Annotated in this window: 15 protein-coding genes and 1 riboswitch; of the genes, 1 reads left to right on the plus strand and 14 read right to left on the minus strand. The window is 66.4% G+C overall.

The features are described from left to right. Positions 1-57: 57 nt before the first annotated feature. From ACI3EV_RS00260 to ACI3EV_RS00285, 6 genes are all read right to left on the minus strand, one after another. Complete coding sequence (locus tag ACI3EV_RS00260) at positions 58-1,203, minus strand: ribonucleotide-diphosphate reductase subunit beta (protein ID WP_329769777.1); 1,146 nt, start codon at positions 1,201-1,203, stop codon at positions 58-60. 11 nt (positions 1,204-1,214) lie between these two features. Next, positions 1,215-3,971 (minus strand): ribonucleoside-diphosphate reductase subunit alpha, encoded by a 2,757-nt coding sequence (locus ACI3EV_RS00265; RefSeq protein WP_337691751.1) that lies wholly within the window; start codon positions 3,969-3,971, stop codon positions 1,215-1,217. Between the two features lie 210 nt (positions 3,972-4,181). Beyond that, a riboswitch (cobalamin riboswitch) is annotated at positions 4,182-4,385 on the minus strand. A gap of 11 nt (positions 4,386-4,396) precedes the next feature. Then, positions 4,397-4,579, minus strand: coding sequence for a hypothetical protein (locus ACI3EV_RS00270; protein ID WP_337691749.1), 183 nt, complete (start codon positions 4,577-4,579; stop codon positions 4,397-4,399). Positions 4,580-4,593: 14 nt separating this feature from the next. Next, entirely contained in the window at positions 4,594-6,471 is a 1,878-nt protein-coding gene (feoB, locus tag ACI3EV_RS00275; RefSeq protein ID WP_337691860.1) for a ferrous iron transport protein B, read from the minus strand. Beyond that, positions 6,461-6,742, minus strand: coding sequence for a FeoA family protein (locus ACI3EV_RS00280; protein WP_329769780.1), 282 nt, complete (start codon positions 6,740-6,742; stop codon positions 6,461-6,463). The genes feoB and ACI3EV_RS00280 overlap by 11 nt, the downstream gene beginning before the upstream one ends. Positions 6,743-6,835: 93 nt before the next feature. Beyond that, positions 6,836-7,450: a glutathione S-transferase C-terminal domain-containing protein gene (locus ACI3EV_RS00285; RefSeq protein ID WP_329769781.1), complete on the minus strand. Its 615-nt coding sequence runs from the start codon at positions 7,448-7,450 to the stop codon at positions 6,836-6,838. A gap of 134 nt (positions 7,451-7,584) precedes the next feature. Here ACI3EV_RS00285 and purB point away from each other — a divergent pair, with 134 nt between their 5' ends. Continuing rightward, the gene (gene purB / locus ACI3EV_RS00290; protein ID WP_337691746.1) at positions 7,585-8,982 is read left to right on the plus strand and encodes an adenylosuccinate lyase; all 1,398 of its coding nucleotides are present in this window, start codon (positions 7,585-7,587) and stop codon (positions 8,980-8,982) included. 52 nt (positions 8,983-9,034) lie between these two features. Here the strand turns inward: purB and ACI3EV_RS00295 are convergent, their stop codons facing one another. The 8 genes from ACI3EV_RS00295 to glnE all read right to left on the minus strand — a co-directional run bounded on the left by ACI3EV_RS00295 (position 9,035) and on the right by glnE (position 20,149). After that, positions 9,035-9,499: a MaoC family dehydratase gene (locus tag ACI3EV_RS00295; protein WP_337691744.1), complete on the minus strand. Its 465-nt coding sequence runs from the start codon at positions 9,497-9,499 to the stop codon at positions 9,035-9,037. 53 nt (positions 9,500-9,552) lie between these two features. Beyond that, entirely contained in the window at positions 9,553-10,251 is a 699-nt protein-coding gene (locus ACI3EV_RS00300; protein ID WP_337691742.1) for a metallophosphoesterase, read from the minus strand. A 51-nt stretch (positions 10,252-10,302) separates the two neighbouring features. Next, a complete protein-coding gene (locus ACI3EV_RS00305) occupies positions 10,303-10,653 on the minus strand; it encodes a DUF3147 family protein (protein ID WP_329769785.1) in 351 nt (116 codons plus the stop codon). A 2-nt stretch (positions 10,654-10,655) separates the two neighbouring features. Continuing rightward, the gene (locus tag ACI3EV_RS00310) at positions 10,656-13,760 is read right to left on the minus strand and encodes an efflux RND transporter permease subunit (RefSeq protein WP_337691739.1); all 3,105 of its coding nucleotides are present in this window, start codon (positions 13,758-13,760) and stop codon (positions 10,656-10,658) included. A gap of 15 nt (positions 13,761-13,775) precedes the next feature. Beyond that, positions 13,776-14,930, minus strand: coding sequence for an efflux RND transporter periplasmic adaptor subunit (locus ACI3EV_RS00315; RefSeq protein ID WP_337691737.1), 1,155 nt, complete (start codon positions 14,928-14,930; stop codon positions 13,776-13,778). After that, entirely contained in the window at positions 14,927-16,396 is a 1,470-nt protein-coding gene (locus ACI3EV_RS00320; RefSeq protein WP_337691735.1) for an efflux transporter outer membrane subunit, read from the minus strand. The genes ACI3EV_RS00315 and ACI3EV_RS00320 overlap by 4 nt, the downstream gene beginning before the upstream one ends. After that, complete coding sequence (locus tag ACI3EV_RS00325) at positions 16,389-17,150, minus strand: CerR family C-terminal domain-containing protein (RefSeq protein WP_329769789.1); 762 nt, start codon at positions 17,148-17,150, stop codon at positions 16,389-16,391. Before ACI3EV_RS00325 ends, ACI3EV_RS00320 begins: the two co-directional genes overlap by 8 nt. A 119-nt stretch (positions 17,151-17,269) precedes the next feature. Continuing rightward, on the minus strand, positions 17,270-20,149 hold the full coding sequence (gene glnE / locus ACI3EV_RS00330; protein ID WP_405198050.1) for a bifunctional [glutamate--ammonia ligase]-adenylyl-L-tyrosine phosphorylase/[glutamate--ammonia-ligase] adenylyltransferase: 2,880 nt from the start codon (positions 20,147-20,149) through the stop codon (positions 17,270-17,272). Positions 20,150-20,168: the final 19 nt, after the last annotated feature.

A 20,168-nucleotide genomic window follows, 5' to 3' on the forward strand; every position in this document is an offset into this window, starting at 1 on the left:
GATTCCGGTGCGCAGCACCGTCAGGACGATGCCCCATTGTAGGGAAGCTGCGCCGCCCTAGTCCCAGGCCAGTGCAGCACCGCTCTGGTATTCGGTGACACGGGTCTCGAAAAAGTTCTTTTCCTTGCGCAGATTGGCCTGCTCATCCAGCCAGGGCAGCACATTGCTGGCCCCGGGAAACGGCTCGGCGACGCCGGCCTGGCGTGCACGCCGGTTCGCGATAAAGCGGAACTGCTGCATGTGCAGCCCGGCGTTGTAGCCGAGGACCGGATCACGCAGGATGTAGCTGGCATAGGCCTGCTCGGCGGCTTCGGCCTCGTCCCAGAGCTGGCGCAGTGCCTGCGGATCCAGTTCCAGCTGCTCTTCGGCCAGCAGCTCGCGCACCACGCGGATGCCGAAGCCGGCATGCAGCACCTCGTCGCGCATGATGTACTGCAGCTGCTCGGCCGTGCCTTTCATCAGGCCGCGCCGCTGCAGCGCAAAGATCGGCGTGAAACCGTTGTAGAACCAGCAGCCCTCGAACACCACGGCAAAGAAGAAGTACGACAGCGCAAAGGTGTGCAGATTGTCCCGGTCCTTCAGGTCAAAGTCGGACGCCATCACGCTCTCGAGCCGGCGCTGCGCCAAGGCGATCTTGCCGTGGATCTGCGGCACCACGCGGTAGCGGTTGTAAATCTCCTGCTGGTCCAGGCCGATGCTCTCGATGCAGTGCTGGTAGGTCCAGGTATGCAGCGCCTCTTCGTAGACCTGGCGCGCCTGGTAGATCTGCAGCTCGGGCGCAGTCATCTTCTCCATCACGGCCAGGCCGATGTTGCGCATGGCGAGGATGTCGGAGGTGGTCAGGTAAGCCAGCACATTCTCGAAGATGTGGCGCTCGGCTGGCGTCAGGCGGTGGTGGTAGTCATGCACGTCCTGCGCCATGGAGATTTCCAGCGGCGTCCAGTGGTTGTTGTTGGCCATCAGGAAATAGGACCAGGCCCAAGGGTACTTGAACGGTGCCAGCTGGTTGATATCGCCCTGGCCGTTGACGATGCGCTTGTCGCTGGCGCGGGTGGCAGTCACGGCAGCAGCGGGCGCAGCTGCTGCGCTTGTAGCGGGTGCAGGTGCCGCGGTGGCCGGCATGGGCTGGCGTGCAGGGGGGGTCTGGGTCGGCAGTTCCCAGTCATCGAATCGGAAGGCAGTCATCTCGCTGGTCTCGCTCATGTCATCAAGGCTTACTGGCAGGCTTCGCAGCCGGGATCGTCCAGGCTGCACAGGGCCGGACCACCGGTGCTGGCACTGCGGCTGGCGTTATCAGGCACGCTGGTCTTTTCGGCCTGGCTGGCCCCCAGCGTGCGCAGGTAGTAGGTGGTCTTCAGGCCGCGCCGCCAGGCCAGGCGGTACAGCTCGTCCAGCTTGCGACCAGAGGGCTGCGCCAGGTACAGGTTGAGCGATTGCGCCTGGTCGATCCACTTCTGGCGGCGCGCAGCGGCTTCCACCAGCCAGACCGGATCAATCTCGAAGGCGGTGGCGTAACGCTCGCGCACATCCTGCGGCACGCGCTCGATGCGCGCCAGTGCACCATCGAAATACTTCAGGTCATCCACCATCACCTCATCCCACAGGCCGAGCGCCTTCAGGTCCTGCACCAGCGCCGCATTGACCACGGTGAACTCGCCCGACAGGTTGGATTTGACGTACAGGTTCTGGTAGGCCGGCTCGATGCTGGCCGAGACGCCGACGATGTTGGAAATGGTGGCAGTAGGCGCAATCGCCACGCAATTGGAGTTGCGCATGCCATGTTGCGCGATGCGCTGTTTCAGCGCCTCCCAGTCCAGCGTGCTGCTACGGTCCACCAGCACCGCTTCGCCGCGGCCGGCCTCCAGCAGCGCGATCGACTCGTGCGGCAGCACGCCCTGCTGCCACAGGCTGCCGGCAAAGCTGGAATAGCAGCCGCGCTCGCGCGCCAGTTCGGTCGAGGCCAGGTAGGCCTGGTAGCAGACCATTTCCATGCTGCGATCGGCAAAGGCCACGGCCTCGTCCGAGGCATAGGGCAGGCCCAGCGTGTACAGGCAATCGGCAAAGCCCATGATGCCCAGCCCGACCGGGCGATGACGCAGGTTGGCATTGCGCGCCTTGGGCGTGGCGTAGTAGTTGAGATCGATCACGTTGTCGAGCATGCGCATCGCCGTGCGGATGGTGCACGCCAGCTTGTCCTGGTCCAGCGCGCCATCGCGCAGGTGCGCCGGCAGGTTGACCGAGCCCAGGTTGCAGACCGCGGTTTCGCTGTCGGAGGTGTTGAGCGTGATCTCGGTGCACAGGTTGGACGAGTGCACCACGCCGGCATGCTGCTGCGGCGAGCGCAGGTTGCAGGCATCCTTGAAGGTGATCCAGGGATGGCCGGTCTCGAACAGCATGGTCAGCATCTTGCGCCATAGCTGCTGCGCCGGCAGGCGCTTGAACCGGCGGATCTGGCCGGCATCGGCCTGCGCCTCGTAGGCGATGTAGGCCTCGGCAAAGGCCTGGCCGGTCTTCCCGTGCAGATCGGGCACCTCATCCGGCGAGAACAGCGTCCAGTCGGCACCGGCCTGCATGCGCTGCATGAACAGGTCGGGAATCCAGTTGGCGGTGTTCATGTCGTGCGTGCGGCGGCGCTCGTCGCCGGTGTTCTTGCGCAGGTCGAGGAAGTCCTCGATGTCCAGGTGCCAGGTTTCCAGATAGGCACAGACGGCGCCCTTGCGCTTGCCGCCCTGGTTGACCGCCACTGCGGTGTCGTTCACCACCTTGAGGAAAGGGATCACGCCCTGGCTCTCGCCGTTGGTGCCGCGGATGCGGCTGCCGAGCGCACGCACCGGCGTCCAGTCATTGCCCAGGCCACCGGCAAATTTCTGCAACAGCGCGTTGTCCCTGATCGAGCCGAAAATGCTGCCGAGGTCATCCTCCACCGTGGTCAGGTAGCACGATGACAGCTGCGGATGGCGCGTGCCGCTGTTGAACAGCGTCGGCGTGGAGCACATGAAGTCGAAGCTGGACAGCAGCGCATAGAACTCCAACGCCCGTGCTTCGCGGTCGATCTCGTTGAGCGCCAGCCCCATCGCCACGCGCATGAAGAACAGCTGCGGCGTCTCGATGCGACGGCCCTCGATGTGCAGGAAATAGCGGTCGTACAGGGTTTGCAGGCCCAGGTAGCGGAACTGGCCATCGCGCTCGCAGCGCAAGGCTGCTGCCAGCCGCTCCAGGTCGAAATCAGCCAGACGCGGATCCAGCAGCTGCGCATCAATGCCGCGGGCAATGCCTTGTGCAAAGTAGCCTGCCTGGCTTGCTGCGGCATCCTGCGGCAGCACCGCTTCGCCGATCACCTCTGCAATCAGCTGCGCCAACAGCAGGCGCGCCGTGGCAAAGTCGTAATCCGGGTCCTGCTCGATCAAGGTGCGCGCCGCCAGGATCAGCGCCTGCTGCACATCGGCCTGCGGGATACCGTCGTACAGGTTCTGCAGCGTCTGCTCCAGGATGCGCTGCGCCGAGACGCCCTCGCCTAGGCCATGACAGGCAGCTTCGCACTGCGCCAGCAGCGCAGCGGCATCGAGCGGACGGCGCTCGCCCTGCACCAGCACATGCAGCAGCGGCACGGCTTCGCTGCCAGCCTGCGCCGCACGTTCGGCGGCGCGGCGTTCGCGGTAGAGCACATAGGCGCGTGCCACATCGTGCTCGCCGGAGCGCATCAGCGCCAGTTCGACCTGGTCCTGGATATTCTCGATGTGTACCGTGCCGCCATCGGGCAGGCGCCGCGTGAGCGAACGCACCACGGTATCGGTCAGTTGCGCGACCAGGTCACGGATGCGCGAGGAGGCACTGCCCTGGCTGCCCTCCACCGCCAGAAAGGCCTTGGTCAGCGCCACGGCGATCTTGTCGGGCTGGAAGGCGACGACATCGCCGTTGCGCCGGATCACCTGCATCGCGGCTATGGACAGGGTACGTTGTTCGTTCAGCATGCTCGGGCTCCCGCTGGAAAGACGGGCAGGGCAAGTGACGCCGGTCAGCGGCTGCCGGGAACGGGGAACAGGAAGTCAGGCTGGCTGGCATGCCCGGTCTCCGCATCGGCAGGCGCAGACAGGCATCTCCGGCGCACGCGCCGGGCAACAGAAGGCAGCAAGGAATACATGCATGATCGGCCTCATGTCAGGGACACCCCGCCCCAATGGAAAAAAGCTTGGTATCGCGGCAGGTCTTCTGACTCACGGCCTGACGCGTTGACCTGCCTTCCCGGACGCATCCAGTGGCATGAGCGGACAACGCAAACCGATTACAGCTGCGGGGGCAGTTACCGACTTCGGGTGCAAGACCCGGCACGGTATTCCCTTTTCACCCGTTGCAACGCAACGGGAACCGACGATCAGGACAGTCTAGCACAGCAGGCTCAGTGGCAACCGCCACCGCCGGACCGCTTGTGCGGGCATTGGCCGCAGGCACTGCTGGTGCTGCTGCCACAGCCGCCGGCCTGGCCGCCCAGACGCTCGCGCCAGCGCCCGGGCATCAGGCGCCAGACGGCGTAGAGCGCAGCCAGCACGACAATCACGCCCACGATCAGGTCTTGCCACATGGCGAATCCTCCGGTCAGCCGCCCAGCGCCAGGGCCAGACGGTAGGTGATGAAGCTGGCGGCATAGGCCAACACGAACATGTAGGCCAGCATGATCCAGACATGCTTCCAGCCGTGCGTCTCGCGGCGCACCATGGCCAGCGTGGACAGGCACTGCGGCGCAAACACGAACCAGACCAGCAGCGACAGGCCGGTCGCCAGCGACCACTGGCCGGCCAGCAGCGTCTGCAGCTGGGCGCTCACGCCCTCCTCGCTGCCGGACAGGGCATAGACTGTGCCCAGCGCCCCCACCACGACCTCGCGCGCGGCCATGCCCGGCACCAGGGCGATGCTGATCTGCCAGTTGAAGCCGATGGGCGCAAACAGCAGCTCCAGCCCGCGACCGAGCATGCCGGCCAGGCTATATTCGATCGCCGGAGCCGTGGCCCCGGGCGGCGGTGCCGGGTAGCTGGACAGGAACCAGAGCACGATGCTCATCGCCAGGATGATGGTGCCGACTCGACGCAGGAAAATCCAGGCGCGCTCCTGCAGTCCCAGCAGCAGGTTGCGCAGATTCGGCCAGCGGTAGGCCGGCAATTCCATCAGCAGCGGTGAAAAATCCTGCCGGCTGCGCCAGCGCTTGGCGATCCAGGCCACCAGCATGGCCGAGACAATGCCGAACAGGTAGAGCCCGAACAGCACCAGCCCCTGCAGGTTGAACAGGCCCAGCACCTTGCGCGTCGGGATGAAGGCGGCGATCAGCAGCGTGTACACCGGCAGCCGTGCCGAGCAGGTCATCAGCGGGGCAATCATGATGGTGACCAGGCGATCACGCCAGTTGCCGATGGTGCGCGTGGCCATGATGCCGGGCACGGCACAAGCAAAGCTGGACAGCAGCGGGATGAAGGAGCGCCCGGACAGGCCGACCTTGCCCATGAGACGATCGAGCAGGAAGGCGGCACGCGGCAGGTAGCCGGAATCTTCCAGCGCCAGGATAAACAGGAACAGGAACAAGATCTGCGGCAGGAACACCAGCACGCCGCCGGCACCGGCAATCACGCCATCGGCCAGCAGGCTGCGCAAGGCACCGTCCGGCAGGCTGGCATGGATCCAGCTGCCGAGCGCCTCGGTACCGGCCAGGATCAGCTCCATCGGCCAGGCGGCCCAGCTGAACACCGCCTGGAACACCAGGAACAGGATCAGCGCCAGCAGCAGCGGTCCGGTCACCGGGTGCAGCACCACACGATCCAGCCGGTCGGTCAGCTCCAGCTTGCGCGTGTGCGAGCGCACCGAGATATCCATCAGCCGGCGCACCTCGGCCTGCAGCGCGAGCACGCCATGCGCGCCGGATTCTGCCGCTGCCTTGGCCACAGGAACTGGCGGCAGCGGCTGGTCCAGCGCAGCCAGGATCTCGTGCGCGCCGCCGGCCTGCACGCCTACGGCATACACCACCGGGATGCCGAGTTCACGCGACAAGGCGGCATGGTCGATCTCGATGCCGCTTCGCACCAGCATGTCGGACAGGTTGAGCACCAGCAGCATCGGCAGGCCGAGCTGGCGTGCCTGCAGCACCAGCTGCAGGCTCAGGCGCAGGTTGGTGGCATCGGCGACGCAGATCAGCAGATCGGGCAAGGGCTCATCGCTTTGGCCGGTGACGACATCGCGCGTGACGGCTTCATCGGCCGAGGCGGCGTGCAGGCTGTAGGTACCGGGCAGGTCCAGCACGAACACGCTGCGGCCTTGCGGCGTGAGCGCGATACCCTCCTTGCGCTCCACCGTGACGCCGGCGTAGTTGGCGACTTTCTGGCGGCTGCCGGTGAGCAGGTTGAACAGCGCGGTCTTGCCGCAATTCGGGTTGCCAAGCAGCGCCACGCGCTGCGGCAGCGTAGCCGCTGCGATGCGCTCAGCGGGCATCATCAGCTCCTGCCGCCACGCGGATGCGCTCGGCCTCGTAACGGCGCAGCGCAAAGGTGGTGTGGCCGACACGCACCGCCAGCGGTTCACGGCCCGGCCAGCCGGCGGCGGTGATGCGCACCTGCTCGCCCGGCACGAAACCGATTTCCATCAGGCGCAGCATGAGTTCGTCTTCGCGGCCCTGCGCATCGGGCAGCACGCCGCGCACGGTCGCCCAGCGTCCGGTTGTCAGCTCGGACAGGGGCAGGTCGGGTTCGGGGGAGGAGGACATGGTGGTGTGTCGATTATCAGATGAGAATGATAATCGACAACCGAATTCAAGTCTTGATGCGGATCAAGCCCGTGGCAGCTAAGGCCGATGGATTCAGGCCGGGACGGTGTCGATAAAGCTCTGGCGCTGCTCCAGGCGGGACTGCAGTTCGGCCAGGTTGGCGTGGCGGCTGCGCCAGTCGATCTCGGGGAAGCGCAAATCCAGCCAGCCCAGCGTGCAGCCAACGGCGATATCGGCCAGCGAGAACTGGTTGCCGTAGCAGAACGGGCGATCTCCCAGCAGGCGGCTCATTTCAGCCAGGCCGGCATCGACCTTGAGCAGCTGGTGATCAATCCAGGCCTGGCAGCGCTGTGCCTCGCTGCGGCCGGAGAAGATGTTTTCCAGGCGCGCCAGGATGGCAGCGTCGAGCACGCCGTCGGTCAGGGCTTCCCAGCAGCGCACCTGCAGGCGCTCGCGCTCCTCGGAGGGCAGCAGCTTGCAGACCGGGCTGAGCGTATCCAGGTAATGGCAGATCACGCGCGAATCGTAGACCGCTTCACCCGTCTTGAGCAGCAGCACCGGAATCTTGCGCAACGGGTTGTGTTCCCCGATGGACGTGTCGGCCAGCCAGACGTTTTCGAGCTCGAACTCGTAAGGCAGCATTTTTTCGGCCAGCACCACGCGTACCTTGCGTACGTAAGGGCTGGCCAGGGATCCGATGAGTTTCATGTGACAGGACGGCCGACATATGGCCAAGTGAAACGGTGTACTATTCTAGCCCCAGCAGGAAGATGTCGCTTATCCACCACTGGAATTTGACCCCTTCATGCTGCACTGCAACAAAAACAGCCGGACGCCGTAAAATGGACGACATGCAATCACTCGACCTCTCCCCCGTCACCGCGGTATCGCCCCTCGATGGGCGTTATGCCGCCAAGCTCCGTCCCCTGCGCTCCAGCATGAGCGAATACGGCTACATGCGCGCCCGCGTGCAGGTGGAAGTGGTCTGGTTCATCGCGCTGAGCGATGCCGGCATGGAACAGTTCAAGCCCCTGACGGCCGGTGCACGCAAGTACCTGCTGGATCTGGTGAAGGACTTCTCCGTCGATGACGCACGCGCCATCAAGGACATCGAGAAGACCACCAACCACGACGTGAAGGCGGTCGAGTACTGGATCAAGGGCAAGTTCGATGGCCGCCCCGAGCTGGAAAGCGCCTCCGAATTCGTGCACTTCTCCTGCACCAGCGAAGACATCAACAACACCAGCCACGCGCTGCAACTCAAGGCCTGCCGCGACCAGGTGCTGCTGCCGGGCCTGGACGCGATCTGCAACACCCTGCGCGACATGGCGCAGAAGTTTGCCGAAGTGCCGATGCTGAGCCGCACGCACGGCCAGACCGCCAGCCCGACCACCGTCGGCAAGGAAATCGCCAACGTGCTGGTACGCCTGGACAAGACGCGCCAGGCGATTGCCGCCGTGCCGTTGATGGCCAAGATGAACGGCGCCGTCGGCAACTACAACGCCCACCTGAGCGCCGCCCCGGATATCGACTGGGAAGCCTTCAGCAAGAACGTGGTCGAGACGCCCGAGCCGCTCGGCCTGGGCCTGACTTTCCAGCCCTACAGCATCCAGATCGAGCCGCACGACTACATGGCCGAGCTGTTCGACGCCGTGGCGCGCAGCAACACCATCCTGATCGACTTCTCGCGCGACGTCTGGGGCTACATCAGCTTCGGCTACTTCAAGCAGAAGCTGAAGGAAGGCGAGATCGGCTCCTCCACCATGCCGCACAAGGTCAACCCGATCGACTTCGAGAACGCCGAAGGCAACCTGGGCCTGGCCAACGCCCTGCTGCGCCACCTGAGCGAGAAGCTGCCGATCAGCCGCTGGCAGCGTGACCTGACCGACTCCACCGTGCTGCGCAACATGGGTGTGGCACTGGGCTACGCCATCCTGGCGCACCAGTCGCTGCAGACCGGCCTGGGCAAACTGCAACTCAATGAAGAACGCCTGGCCGAAGACCTGGACCACGCCTGGGAAGTGCTGGCCGAGCCGATCCAGACCGTGATGCGCCGCTATGGCGTGCAGGGTGCCTACGAGAAGCTCAAGGAAGTCACGCGCGGCAAGACCGTGCAGGCAGCTGACCTGCACAATCTGATCCGCGGCCTGGAAATTCCTGAGTCCGAAAAGGAACGCCTGCTGGCGATGACGCCTGGCTCCTACGTGGGCAAGGCCGCCGAGCTGGCCCGCCGCGCCTGATCGGTCAACGCCGCACGATCAAGCCACCATGCCTTCGGGCTGGTGGCTTTTTTCATGCGCTGGCGGCGTCAGGGCGGCGCAGCAGCAGGTGCTTGATCTGGAAGCCCAGCACCTCTTCGCCACGCTGGTTGATGCCCTTGTACTGCAGGCGCGCAATGCCGCGATCCGGCTTGGAACGCGAGGGGATCACGTCCAGTACCTCGATCACGCCATGCAGCGTATCACCCGGGCGCACCGGCGCGTACCAGCGCAGTTCGTCAATGCCGGGCGAGCCGATGCTGGACGCATGGAAGACACCGGTCTGGATGAACAGGCGAAAGCACAGCAGCAGGCTCTGGAAGCCGCTGGCGATCAGCCCGCCGTAAGGCGACTGCGCCGCCGCGTTCAGGTCCAGATGGAAGGGCTGCGGATCGTAGCGCCAGGCAAAGTCGATGATGTCGGCTTCGGTCAGGCTGTAGCCGGCCGTGGTGAAGGCCTGGCCGGATTGCAGGTCGTCGAGGTAGCGGGTGGTGTCCATGGAGTCTCCTGGTGTCGTTGTGCCACCATCTTACGACCTCCCGCGGGGCCGCTTCAGTCGGCGCGTGGCCAGCGCTGCAGTTCCAGCGTGTCCAGCTGCAGCAGGCTGAAGTGGCCGCGCCCGTCCATCCAGCCGCCGGTATCGAGGTAATAGCGGTTGCCGAGCACGCGCGCCGCGCCAATCGTGTTGTGGCCATGTGCCACGGCGCGGATGTTCTCGATCACGCTGGTATCACCCTGGCGGATGCGCCAGCGCGCCCACAGGCAGGTGTGCAGCTCGTCGTCGCCGAGCGGGCGGTCGCGCAGGTGCTGCCAGTCGTTGTACGGACATTCGGCGTGCAGCAGGCCGACCGGGCCGTCGGCGGTGTCCACCTCGGCCACGATGGGCAGCTGCTGCAGGCGCTCGGCAATGGCGCGGCGCTCGGTCGCAGGCAACCCGGCGAACCAGTTGCCACCGTGCAGGCGGTGATCGACCGAGGGAAAGGGATCGCCCAGGCCATCGCGCCAGATCATGAAATCGTGGTTGCCGGAAATGGCGTGGAACCAGGGCTGGTCCAGCCAGTGCAGCGCCTGCTGCGAATCCGGCCCGCGGTTCACCAGGTCGCCGAGGGAAAACAGCCGGTCGGTGGCGCGGTCGAAGCCGATGCCGTCCAGCAGCTGCTGCAGCCGGTTGAAACAGCCGTGGATATCGCCCACGGCAAAATCGCGCCCGCGCGTGTTGCGGGCATACGTGACATAGGAAGAAGTTGGCATGATGCCGCTATCGTAGCGCAGCGGCGTGACGGTCGCATGTTCGCCCGGCGATTACAGCGTGATGCCAAAGCGCGGCAGCAGCCAGACCATCAGCGCATAGGCCAGCGCCGTGGCCACGCTGGACAGCAGCAGTGCCAGCCAGAAATTCCAGCCGGCACGCAGCAGCAGCGGCAGCAGCACGAACAGCAGCAGCGAGGGAATCACCAGCCAGAAGATGCTGCCGGCAGTGGCGGCGATCTGTTCCGTATCGCGTGTATCGAGGTACATCCAGACCATGGCCAGCAGCGAGGTCAGCGGCAGCGAGGCCAGCGCCGCGCCCCAGAAGCTGCTGCGCTTGCCCAGTTCGGCAATCGCCACGATGAGGATGGCACTGAGCAGGGTCTTGATGGTCAGGGTCAGCATGGTCAGCTCTCGGCAGAAGACGGCATGGCGTGCTGGCGGCGCTTCAGCAGGCGGCCGAGCCAGTGCTCCAGGTCATCGATCCAGGTGTAGAACGCCGGCACCACCAGCAGGCTCAGCAGCGTGGAAGTAACCAGGCCACCGATCACGGCCACGGCCATCGGCGAGCGGAAGCTTGGGTCGGCGGCACCCATGCCGAGTGCCAGCGGTGTCATGCCGGCACCCATCGCCAGCGTGGTCATGATGATCGGGCGGCTGCGCTTGTGGCAGGCATCGATCAGCGCATCGAAGCGGCTCATGCCCTCGCGCCGCGCCATGATGGCGTAGTCGACCAGCAGGATCGAGTTCTTGGTGACGATGCCCATCAGCATGATCAGGCCGATCATGGCCGGCATGGTGAGCGCCTTGCCGGCCAGCAGCATGGCGACAAAGGCACCACCAATCGCCAGCGGCAGCGCCGCCAGGATCGTGATCGGCTGCATGAAATCCCGGAACAGCAGCACCAGCACGCCGTAGATGCAAAGCACGCCAATCGTCATGGCAATGCCGAAGCTGTTGAACAGTTCGTTCATTTCCTGCGCGTCACCGAGTTCGGCCAGGCGCACGCCGGCCGGCAACTGCTGCATCACCGGCAGCGTACGCACCTCGGCGTTGAGCTGGCCCAGCGAGCGCGAGCCGAGTTCGATATCGAGGCGGACGCTGCGTTCACGGTTGGTGCGGTTGATCACCGAGGGGCCGCTTTCCAGCCCTACCTGTGCCACCGCCAGCAGCGGCACCATGCCGTTGCGCGCCGGCACCAGCAGCTGCTCGATATCGGCGATGCGCTGGCGGTAGTCATCCGGCAGCTTGATGCGGATCGGGATCTGGCGCTCGTCCAGGTTCATCTTGGGCAGGTACTGGTCGTAATCGCCGCTGGTGGCAATGCGCACGGTCTGGGCGATGGCGCTGGCGGTGACGCCAAGCTCGGCGGCGCGCGCATGGTCGGGCCGGATGATCAGCTCGGGCTGCACCAGCGAGGCGCTGGAGGTGACGCCGCCAATGCCCTGCAGGGTACGCAGCTGGCGTTCCGCCTCCTGCGCCACGCGATCGAGCTGCGCGCCATCATCACCGAGCAGCACCAGCTCCATCTTGCTGCCCATGTCGCCGGAGCCGACCTGGAAGCGCGCGCCCGGAATCTCGCGCACGATGTCGCGGATGCGGCCCTCGATGGCAATCAGGCTGTCCTTGCGTTCGTTGCGGTGCAGCGTGTTGATGGTGAGCACGGCGCGGTGCACCTGGGCCGCGGCACCGGGCTTGAAGCCGTCACCGGCGCCACCGCCGCCAATGGAGGAATAGATGTTGACGAGCTGATCGCCTTCCTGCTGCTGGATGCGCTGGCGCGTCAGCTCGGCCACCTGCAGCGTCTGCTGCAGCGTGCTGCCGGGCGGCAGCTCGATGGTGAGCTGGGTCTGGCCGCGATCGGCATGCGGCATGAAGCCGGTGGGCAGCAGCGGAATCAGCAGCAGCGAGCCGACAAACAGGACCATCGCCGCCAGCATGGTCAGGCCGCGGTGCGTGATGCACCAGCGCACCAGCCGCAGGTAGAAGCGCATCACCGGGCCGTCCTGGGGTGGCTCGGCGTGGCGGCGGCCGGGCTTGAGCAGGTAGGCTGCCATCATCGGCGTCAGCAGCCGCGCCACCACCAGCGAGGCCAGGATTGCCAGTACCGCGGTCCAGCCGAACTGGCGGAAGAACAGGCCGGGAATGCCGCTCATGAAGGCTGTCGGCAGGAACACCGAGACCAGCGCAAAAGTGGTGGCGATCACCGCCATGCCGATTTCGTCGGCGGCTTCAAGTGCGGCCTGGAACGGCGACTTGCCCATCGCCATGTGGCGCTCGATGTTCTCGATCTCGACGATCGCATCGTCGACCAGCACGCCGACCACCAGGGCCAGCGACAGCAGCGTGACCATGTTCAGCGTGTAGCCGAACAGGCTCAGGCCGAAGAAGGTGGGAATGATGGACAAGGGCAGCGCCGTTGCCGCGACCAGCGTGGCACGCCAGTTGCGCAGAAAGGCCCAGACCACCAGCACCGCCAGCACCGCGCCCTCGTACAGCAGCTGCATGCTGCCGTCGAAGTTGTCCTGCACCGGACGCGCATTGTCGACGACGCGGCGGATCTCCAACTCGGGCTGGTCGCGCTGCGCCTGCGCCATCACCGCGGCCATGGCCTGCGCCACTTCCACCTCGCTGGCGCCCTTGGAGCGGAACACTTCCAGGCCGATGGTCTGCTGGCCGTCCACCAGCGCGATGGCGCGCTGCTCGGCCACGGTATCGCGCACCTCGGCCACATCGCCCAGGCGCACGCTGCGGCCCTGCGCCAGCGGGATGCGCAGCTCGGCCAGTTCAGCGGCACTGCGCGCCGCCGACAGCGTGCGCACGGTCTGCTCGCCGGAGCCGACGTCGGTACGGCCGCTGGGCGGATCCTGCTGCACCTGGCTGAGCTGGCGTGACACATCAGCCGCCGTCACGCCGAGCGCCTGCATGCGATCGGGCTGCAGCAGCAGCTGTACCTCGCGGTGCACGCCGCCAATGCGCTTGACCGCACCCACGCCCTTGACGCCCAGCATGCGCTTGTTGAGCGTATTGTCCACGTACCAGCTGAGCTGCTCCTCGTCCCAGCCGGCACCGGGCTTGAGCCGCACGCTGTAGATCTCGACCACGCGGCCAGAGGTGGACAGCTTGCTCACCACCGGCTCACGGATATCACCCGGCAGGTCGGAACGAATCTGCGACACCGCATCGCGCGTCTCGGTCACGGCATCGGTGATGTTCTTTTCCAGCTCGAACTCGACTACCGTGCTGGAGGTGCCATCAATCACCGTGGTGTAGATGTTCTTGATGCCGGTGAGAGTGGCGACGGTGTTTTCCACCTTGCGCGCCACCTCGGTTTCCAGCTGCGCCGGCGCGGCGCCGGGCTGCGTGATGGTGACGGTCACGATCGGCAGCTGGATGTCCGGAAAATCCTGGATCTTGTTGCTCTTGAAGGCGATCAGGCCAGCCAGGCTCAGCAGGGCAAACAGCAGGATCGCCGGTACCGGGTTGCGGATCGACAGCGCAGAAAAGTTCATGCCGGCTCCCGGGAATCAGCGACTGGCGCTGCTGGCCGGTGCGACCGCCACTGGCGCAGCCGTGGCCACCACCTTGACCAGATCGCCATCGATCAGGAAACCGGCACCGCTGTGCACCAGCCGGGTCTGGCCATCGACGCCATCGAGCACCTGCACCAGATCGCCCTGGCGTGCGCCCAGCGTGACCTTGTGCTGCTGCACCCGGCTGTCCGCCGCCAGCACGAAGATGAAATCGAAACCATCACGCGAAACCACGGCGCTGTGCGGGATCATCCAGCCCTCGGCATGGCCCAGGTCAAAACGGCCACTCAGGTACATGCCGGCCTTGGCACCCTGCTGCTGCGCGCCGGGCAGATCGACATAGACGATGGCGATGCGGCGCGCCGTGTCCAGCGTGGGTGCAATGCTGCGCACCGTGCCGGCCAGCTGCCGGCCATCCGGCAGATCCACACTGGCGCTGTCACCTACCTTCAGCGCTGCCAGATCCTGGCCGACAACCTCGGCGCGCCATTCGAGCCGGCCCTGGCGCACCATGCGGAACAGCTCGGTGCCGGCCGGCACCACGGCACCGACCGTCGCGGTGCGCGAGGAGATCACACCGTCATCGGGCGCCAGCACGCGCGTATAGCCCTGGCGCAGCTGCTGCGCGCGCAACGCGGCCCGTGCCGCCTCCACGCGCGCCGCCGAGGCCTTGGCCGCGGTGTTGAACTGGTTGATCTGCTGGCGGCTCAGGGCGCCGGTGTCCTGGATGCTGCGTGCGCGCTCGGCGTTGGAACGCGCATCGGCAGCCTGGGCTTCGGCCTCGAGCAGCGCGGCACGGGCCTGCAGCACTTCGGCCTGCACGGTTTCGGCGGCAAACACCGCCAGCACCTGGCCCTTGCGCACCGTGTCCCCCACGTTGGCGCGCAACTCGGACAAGCGCAGGCCGTTGCTTTGCGAACCGATCACGGCTTCCTGCCAGGCGGCGATATTGCCGCTCACACCCAGCGTCAGCGGCACGCTGCCGCGCACCGGCTGCGTCACTTCCACCGTCAACGCAGGGCGTGCGGAGGCCGATGCCGGAGAGCTGGCGGCAGGGCTGCCGTCGCGCCCGCCCCAATACCAGAATGCGACCAGGCCCAGCACGGCCAGCAGTGCGATCAGGATCCAGAGAGTCTTTTGACGTGTCATGAAGTGCTTCCCTTGCTACTGGCGCTGGCTACCGGAGCTGGCGCCTGCCAGCCTCCGCCCAGCGCGCGATACAGTGCCACCCAGGCACTGTCGGTCTGCTTTCTCAGCGTGATGCGGGCCTGTTCGGCCGCGAGCATGTTGCGGCGCGCATCCTCGAGTTCGAGCATGCTGCCCATGCCGGCGCGGTAGCGCGCATCGGCGGCGCGGAAGGCCTTGCGGTAGCCTTCCAGCGCGGCCTCGGTGCCGGCACTGCGCTGGCGTGCGCTGTCGATCTCGACCAGCGCGGTTTCCACCTCGCGCACGGCGTTGCGCACGGTGGCGCGGTACTGGCTGGCGGCGGCCTCATAGGCCACACGGGCGGCATCGGCCTGGGCGCGACGCCGGCCACCGTCGAACAACGGCACGCTGAGCGACAGCGGCCCGATACTCCAGGTCGTGGCATCGGCATCCATGCCGCCCAGGCTGATCTGGTTGCGCATGATATTGCCGCTCAGGCCCAGGCGCGGATAGCGCTGCGCCTCGGCCTGGCCGACATCGTCACTGGCGGCCGCCACCGCCTGCGCGGCGGCATAGACATCCGGGCGCTGCTCCAGCACGCGTGCCGGCACGCTGTCCAGCTGCAGCCAGGGCGCGCGGCCACGGCGTGGTGCATCGAGCTGCTGCTGCAGCGTGTCTTCATCAAGCGCGGTCAGCGCCACCAGCGCCTTGCGCGCCGCCGTGCACTGCGCCTGTACCTCGGTCACGCGGGTGGCCGCCTGGGCGGCACCGGCCTGTGTCAGCGCGTGCGTGGCGGGCGCACTGAAGCCGGCACGTGCCAGATCACCGGTCAGCCGTTCCGTATCCCGGCGCGATGTGGCATCGCGCCGGGCGGTATCGAGCTGGCCCTGGCAGCTGCGCAGGGCAAAGTACTGGTTGGCGACATCGGCCGCCAGCGAGACGCGTGCCTCGTGCCATTGCGCCTCGGCACCGGCGACCCGAGCCTGCGCCGCGCTGCTGGCATGGCGCAGGCCGCCAAACAGGTCGATTTCCCAGCGCGCCTGCAGGCCGGCCTGGCTGCTGGTGGCGATCGGCATATCGGCCGTCGGCATGCCGCTGCTGAAGGTGCCGCGCTGCACGCCGGCCTGGCCGTCCAGCGCCGGCAGCTGGCTGGCGCGTGCGCCCACCGCCGTGGCACGTGCCTGGGCGATGCGCGCCGCTGCCTGCGCCAATGTCGGGCTGGCCTGCTGCGCCGATTGCACCAGCTGCAGCAGCACCGGATCGTTCCAGTCCTGCCACCAGGACAGCAACTGGGGCGTGCTGCCACCATGCGGCAGCTGCATCGGTGCGGGTGCGCGCCAGTGCGTGGGGGCTGGCGCCTCGGTCTGGCGCGGTGGCAGGCTCTGGCAGGCAGCCAGTGCCAGCGGCAAGGCCAGCGCCAGCCAGCGCAGCGGTCGGGATGGTGCTGCCACCGGGTGCAATTCAGGCATCGGACGGCTCCAGCTCCAGCACCCAGTCGGGCGGCGTGGCCACGGTCCAGGCCGGCAGGCTGGCCTGCTCGTCCAGCGGCAGACCGCGCTGTTGCGCCACCTCGCGCACCATGGCCAGGCCAAAGCGGCTCAGCTCCTCCACCAGCTGTTCCAGCGCCTGTGGCTGTTGCAGCACTTGCGGGCAGACCGATTGCGTCACGTCCTGCATCGCGATGTAGTGCAGCGTCATGCCGATCAGCGTCAGCGTCAGGCGCTGGATGCCGGTATCGACATCGGCCAGGCCCAGGTGGCGGCAGATCAGCTCCCACAGCGCCTGGTGCGAAGGCCGGATTTGGGTATCGATCTCGTACTGGCGCAAGCCGGTCGGCTCCAGCATTTCGCGGATATGCAGGCGCACGCAGCACTGCACCAGCTCGTCCTGCTGCAACACGTTGAGTCGCTGCCAGTACATCTGGCGCAGCGCCTGCTGCAGCGTCAGCGCCGGGTCCAGTACCGCCGCCTGGGTCTGCGGACCTTCGCCGAGCAGCACCATGGGTTCGAGAAAGGCGCTGCGGTACAGGCCCTGCTTGTCGCCAAAGTAGTAGCTGATGGCGGAAATATTCACGCCAGCCGCCTGCGCAATGGCGCGCGTGGAGGTCTTGCTGAAGCCCTGTTCGGCGAACAGGCGCAATGCCGTCTGCAGCAGACGCTCACGCGACTGCTGGCTGTCGGCACGTTGTGGCGATGCCATCGCCGCGGGATGTTCGGGTTGCATGGCCGGATGGTACGCCAGTTCAATCGTTTGATTGAATCGATTTGTATCCGGATTTTCCCGAGGCCAGAACGCGAACAGCCCGCACGCGGCGGGCTGTCATTCCGGCAAAAAAGCCCACCTCAGCCCTGGCGCGGCAGGCCAAATGCCGCCTGCCACAGGTCCAGCCCCGCCGCCGCATGCAGGCGCATCATGTCTTCCGGGAAAGCGGTGGACTCCTCGTTCAGGCGCGCACGGTGCTGCAGCTTGCGCAGCTCGCGGTAGGCCGCTGCGGCCGCGTGGCCGACCGGCGCCGGCAGCATGCCGAGGTCATCGGCCCGTTCCAGCAACGCGATATTGCCGCGGTTTTCCAGCATCGTCGGGAACTCGCGGCCATGGCGCAGCACCAGGAACTGGGTGACGAATTCCACGTCCATCATGCCGCCCGGGCTGTGCTTGACGTCAAAGCTGCCGATCGGGATCGGGTGCGCCTGCGTCACGCGCTGACGCATGGCGATGATCTCGTCGCGCAGCGCGGCCGGGTTGCGTTCGGCCGTGATCACGTCGCTGCGCAAGGCCTCGAAGCGCTCGCGCAGCTGCGGGCTGCCAAAGCAGCAGCGTGCCCGCGTCATGGCCTGGTGTTCCCAAACCCAGGCGGTGTTGCTGCCGCGCTGCAGCTGGTAGGCCTCGTAGGCTTCCATGCTGGTGGTCAGCAGGCCGGAGCTGCCATTCGGGCGCAGCGCGGTATCGATCTCGTACAGGTCGCCTTCGCTGGTCTTGACGGTGAGCCAGGTGATCAGCTTGCGTACCAGGCCGGCGTAGATCTCGCTGGCCCGTTCGCTCTCGTCCTCGTAGCAGAACACCAGGTCCAGATCGCTGCCATAGCCGAGTTCCAGGCCGCCGAGCTTGCCGTAGGCAATGATGGCGAAGTGCTGGCTGATATCGGTATCGGCATCGCCCTCGAAGCCCAGCCGCAGCGCGCGTGGCAGATATTGCTGCCAGCACCAGTGCACGGCGACGTCGAGCACGGTATCGGCCACCGCGCTCAGGTCGTCGGCCACCTGCTCCACCGTCAGCCGGCCGTCCAGGTCGCGCGCCAGGATGCGGAAGGTCTCGGCGTGCATGGCGCGGCGCAGCAGGTTCAGCAGCGCCTCCTCATCGTCCTCGCCGGTGCTTTGCAGCGCCTGCAGGCGCAGGCCCAAGTCCTCGCGCAGGTCGGCCTGGTTGAAGCGCTGCTCCATCAGTGCGTTGCTGGTGAGCTCGTCGATTACCACCGGGTGCTGCATCAGGTAGCGTGCCGGCCAGCGTGCCACGCCGAGCAGGCGCAGCAGGCGGTCGTGGATAGTCGGTCGCTCCAGCAGCAGCGCCAGGTAGTTTTCGCGGCGCAGCAGGGTCTCGATCCAGTCGATGAAACGCAGCACGCCGGCTTCGGAAATGTCGTGGCGCTGGCTGTCTTCCGCCTGCATCCATTGCAGGGTGCGCTGCATCAGGCGCATCAGGCGCACGCGGGTGTCGATGCGCAGCCCCTGCACGCGCACATGCTCGCGCCATTCCTCCAGCCGGCGCGCCACCACCGAGCCCTCTGGCAGCATCGCCACCAGCTCGCCGATATCGTCACCGGTCTGCGCCATGTCCACTTGCTGGCCCTTGCCGTTCTTCTGGCAATTGCCCTTGCTGCAGGACTGGTCACCCCCCAGCAGGATGTCGAACTCGCTCGCCACCAGGTCGCGATGCCGCAGCAGCTCCTGCATGAAGCCGCAGGTATCGGCATGGCCCATGCTGCGCGCGATCCAGGCCAGGTCCTCTTCGGAGGTCGGCAGCAGATGCGTCTGCTGGTCATCCAGGTACTGGATACGGTGCTCGACCTGGCGCAAGAAGACATAGGCCTCGCCCAGGCCGGCGGCAATCTCGGGCGACATCAGGCCGGCGCGCTCGACGCGCTCCAGCGCTTCCAGCGTCGGGCGCGTGCGCAGCTCGGGGAAATGGCCACCGCGCACCACCTGCAGCAGCTGCACGGTGAATTCGATCTCGCGGATGCCGCCACGCGACAGCTTGACGTCGTTGGCGCGCTCCGGGCGGCCGGCGCTGCGCTTGGTGGCGTGCTCGCGAATCTGGCGATGCAGCACGCGCAGCGCCTCGAACACGTTGTAGTCCAGGTAGCGGCGGAACACGAAAGGCAGCACCACCTGGCGCAGCTGCTGGCCGGAACCGTTGACGATGGAGGCGCGCGGTGCCACCACGCGGCTCTTCATCCAGGCAAAACGCTCCCATTCGCGGCCCTGCACCACCATGTACTCTTCCAGCGCCTCGAGTGAGGTGACGCTGGGGCCGGAGTTGCCGTTGGGACGCAAGGCCAGATCCACGCGGAACACGAAGCCGTGCTCGGTGGTATCGCCGATCAGGCCATAGATCACCTTGACCACGCGCGTGAAGTATTCCTGGAAGCTGGTGCTGCCAGCGCCGCTGCTGCGGCCTTCGGCATTCGGGCGACCGGCGGTTTCGCCATCGCACTCGTAGACATAGATCAGGTCGATATCGCTGGAAACGTTGAGCTCGCGCGCGCCCAGCTTGCCCATGCCCATGATCCACAGGTTGCAGCGCTGGCCGTCGGCCTTGAGCGGCGGCCCGTAGCGCGCATCGACCTGGACAAAGGCCTCTTCGCAGGCGATGTCGAGCGCCAATTCGGCCAGCCGCGTCACGCTCAAGGCTATGTCCTGCATCGGGGCGCCGGCATTGCAGTCCAGCGTCGCCAGGCGTTCCTGCACCAGCTGGCGCAGCACGCGCAGCGCAGCACCCACATCGTGGCCACGCTCACGCAGCACGGCGTAGGTCTGGCGCATGCTGGCCAGATCGGGCAGGCCGGGTGCCAGCAGTGGCAGTTCCTCGGCATAACGGCGGCGGATGCGCTGCACAAAGCGTGAATATCCCGCCAGGTCTTCCGTAACAGTCTGCGTGTCGCCCTGTGCAGGTGCAGCAGCCGGCGATAATGGTTCCGTCGGCGTCAGCGTGCCATCGTTGGTCATGTTCATGCCTATCATCTTT

This window comes from Allobrachymonas wangyanguii, from assembly GCF_045055315.1.
GTDB classification, from domain to species: Bacteria; Pseudomonadota; Gammaproteobacteria; order Burkholderiales; family Burkholderiaceae_C; genus Brachymonas; species Brachymonas wangyanguii.

Coding starts and splice junctions, on each gene's coding strand:
- ACI3EV_RS00300 (WP_337691742.1), bottom strand. CDS start 10,251: ATGCCAACTTCTTCCTATGTCACGTATGCCCGCAACACGCGCGGGCGC.
- glnE (WP_405198050.1), bottom strand. CDS start 20,149: ATGACCAACGATGGCACGCTGACGCCGACGGAACCATTATCGCCGGCT.
- ACI3EV_RS00305 (WP_329769785.1), bottom strand. CDS start 10,653: ATGCTGACCCTGACCATCAAGACCCTGCTCAGTGCCATCCTCATCGTG.
- ACI3EV_RS00280 (WP_329769780.1), bottom strand. CDS start 6,742: ATGTCCTCCTCCCCCGAACCCGACCTGCCCCTGTCCGAGCTGACAACC.
- feoB (WP_337691860.1), bottom strand. CDS start 6,471: ATGCCCGCTGAGCGCATCGCAGCGGCTACGCTGCCGCAGCGCGTGGCG.
- ACI3EV_RS00320 (WP_337691735.1), bottom strand. CDS start 16,396: ATGCCTGAATTGCACCCGGTGGCAGCACCATCCCGACCGCTGCGCTGG.
- ACI3EV_RS00285 (WP_329769781.1), bottom strand. CDS start 7,450: ATGAAACTCATCGGATCCCTGGCCAGCCCTTACGTACGCAAGGTACGC.
- ACI3EV_RS00265 (WP_337691751.1), bottom strand. CDS start 3,971: ATGCTGAACGAACAACGTACCCTGTCCATAGCCGCGATGCAGGTGATC.
- ACI3EV_RS00260 (WP_329769777.1), bottom strand. CDS start 1,203: ATGAGCGAGACCAGCGAGATGACTGCCTTCCGATTCGATGACTGGGAA.
- ACI3EV_RS00315 (WP_337691737.1), bottom strand. CDS start 14,930: ATGACACGTCAAAAGACTCTCTGGATCCTGATCGCACTGCTGGCCGTG.
- purB (WP_337691746.1), top strand. CDS start 7,585: ATGGACGACATGCAATCACTCGACCTCTCCCCCGTCACCGCGGTATCG.
- ACI3EV_RS00270 (WP_337691749.1), bottom strand. CDS start 4,579: ATGTGGCAAGACCTGATCGTGGGCGTGATTGTCGTGCTGGCTGCGCTC.
- ACI3EV_RS00295 (WP_337691744.1), bottom strand. CDS start 9,499: ATGGACACCACCCGCTACCTCGACGACCTGCAATCCGGCCAGGCCTTC.
- ACI3EV_RS00325 (WP_329769789.1), bottom strand. CDS start 17,150: ATGCAACCCGAACATCCCGCGGCGATGGCATCGCCACAACGTGCCGAC.
- ACI3EV_RS00310 (WP_337691739.1), bottom strand. CDS start 13,760: ATGAACTTTTCTGCGCTGTCGATCCGCAACCCGGTACCGGCGATCCTG.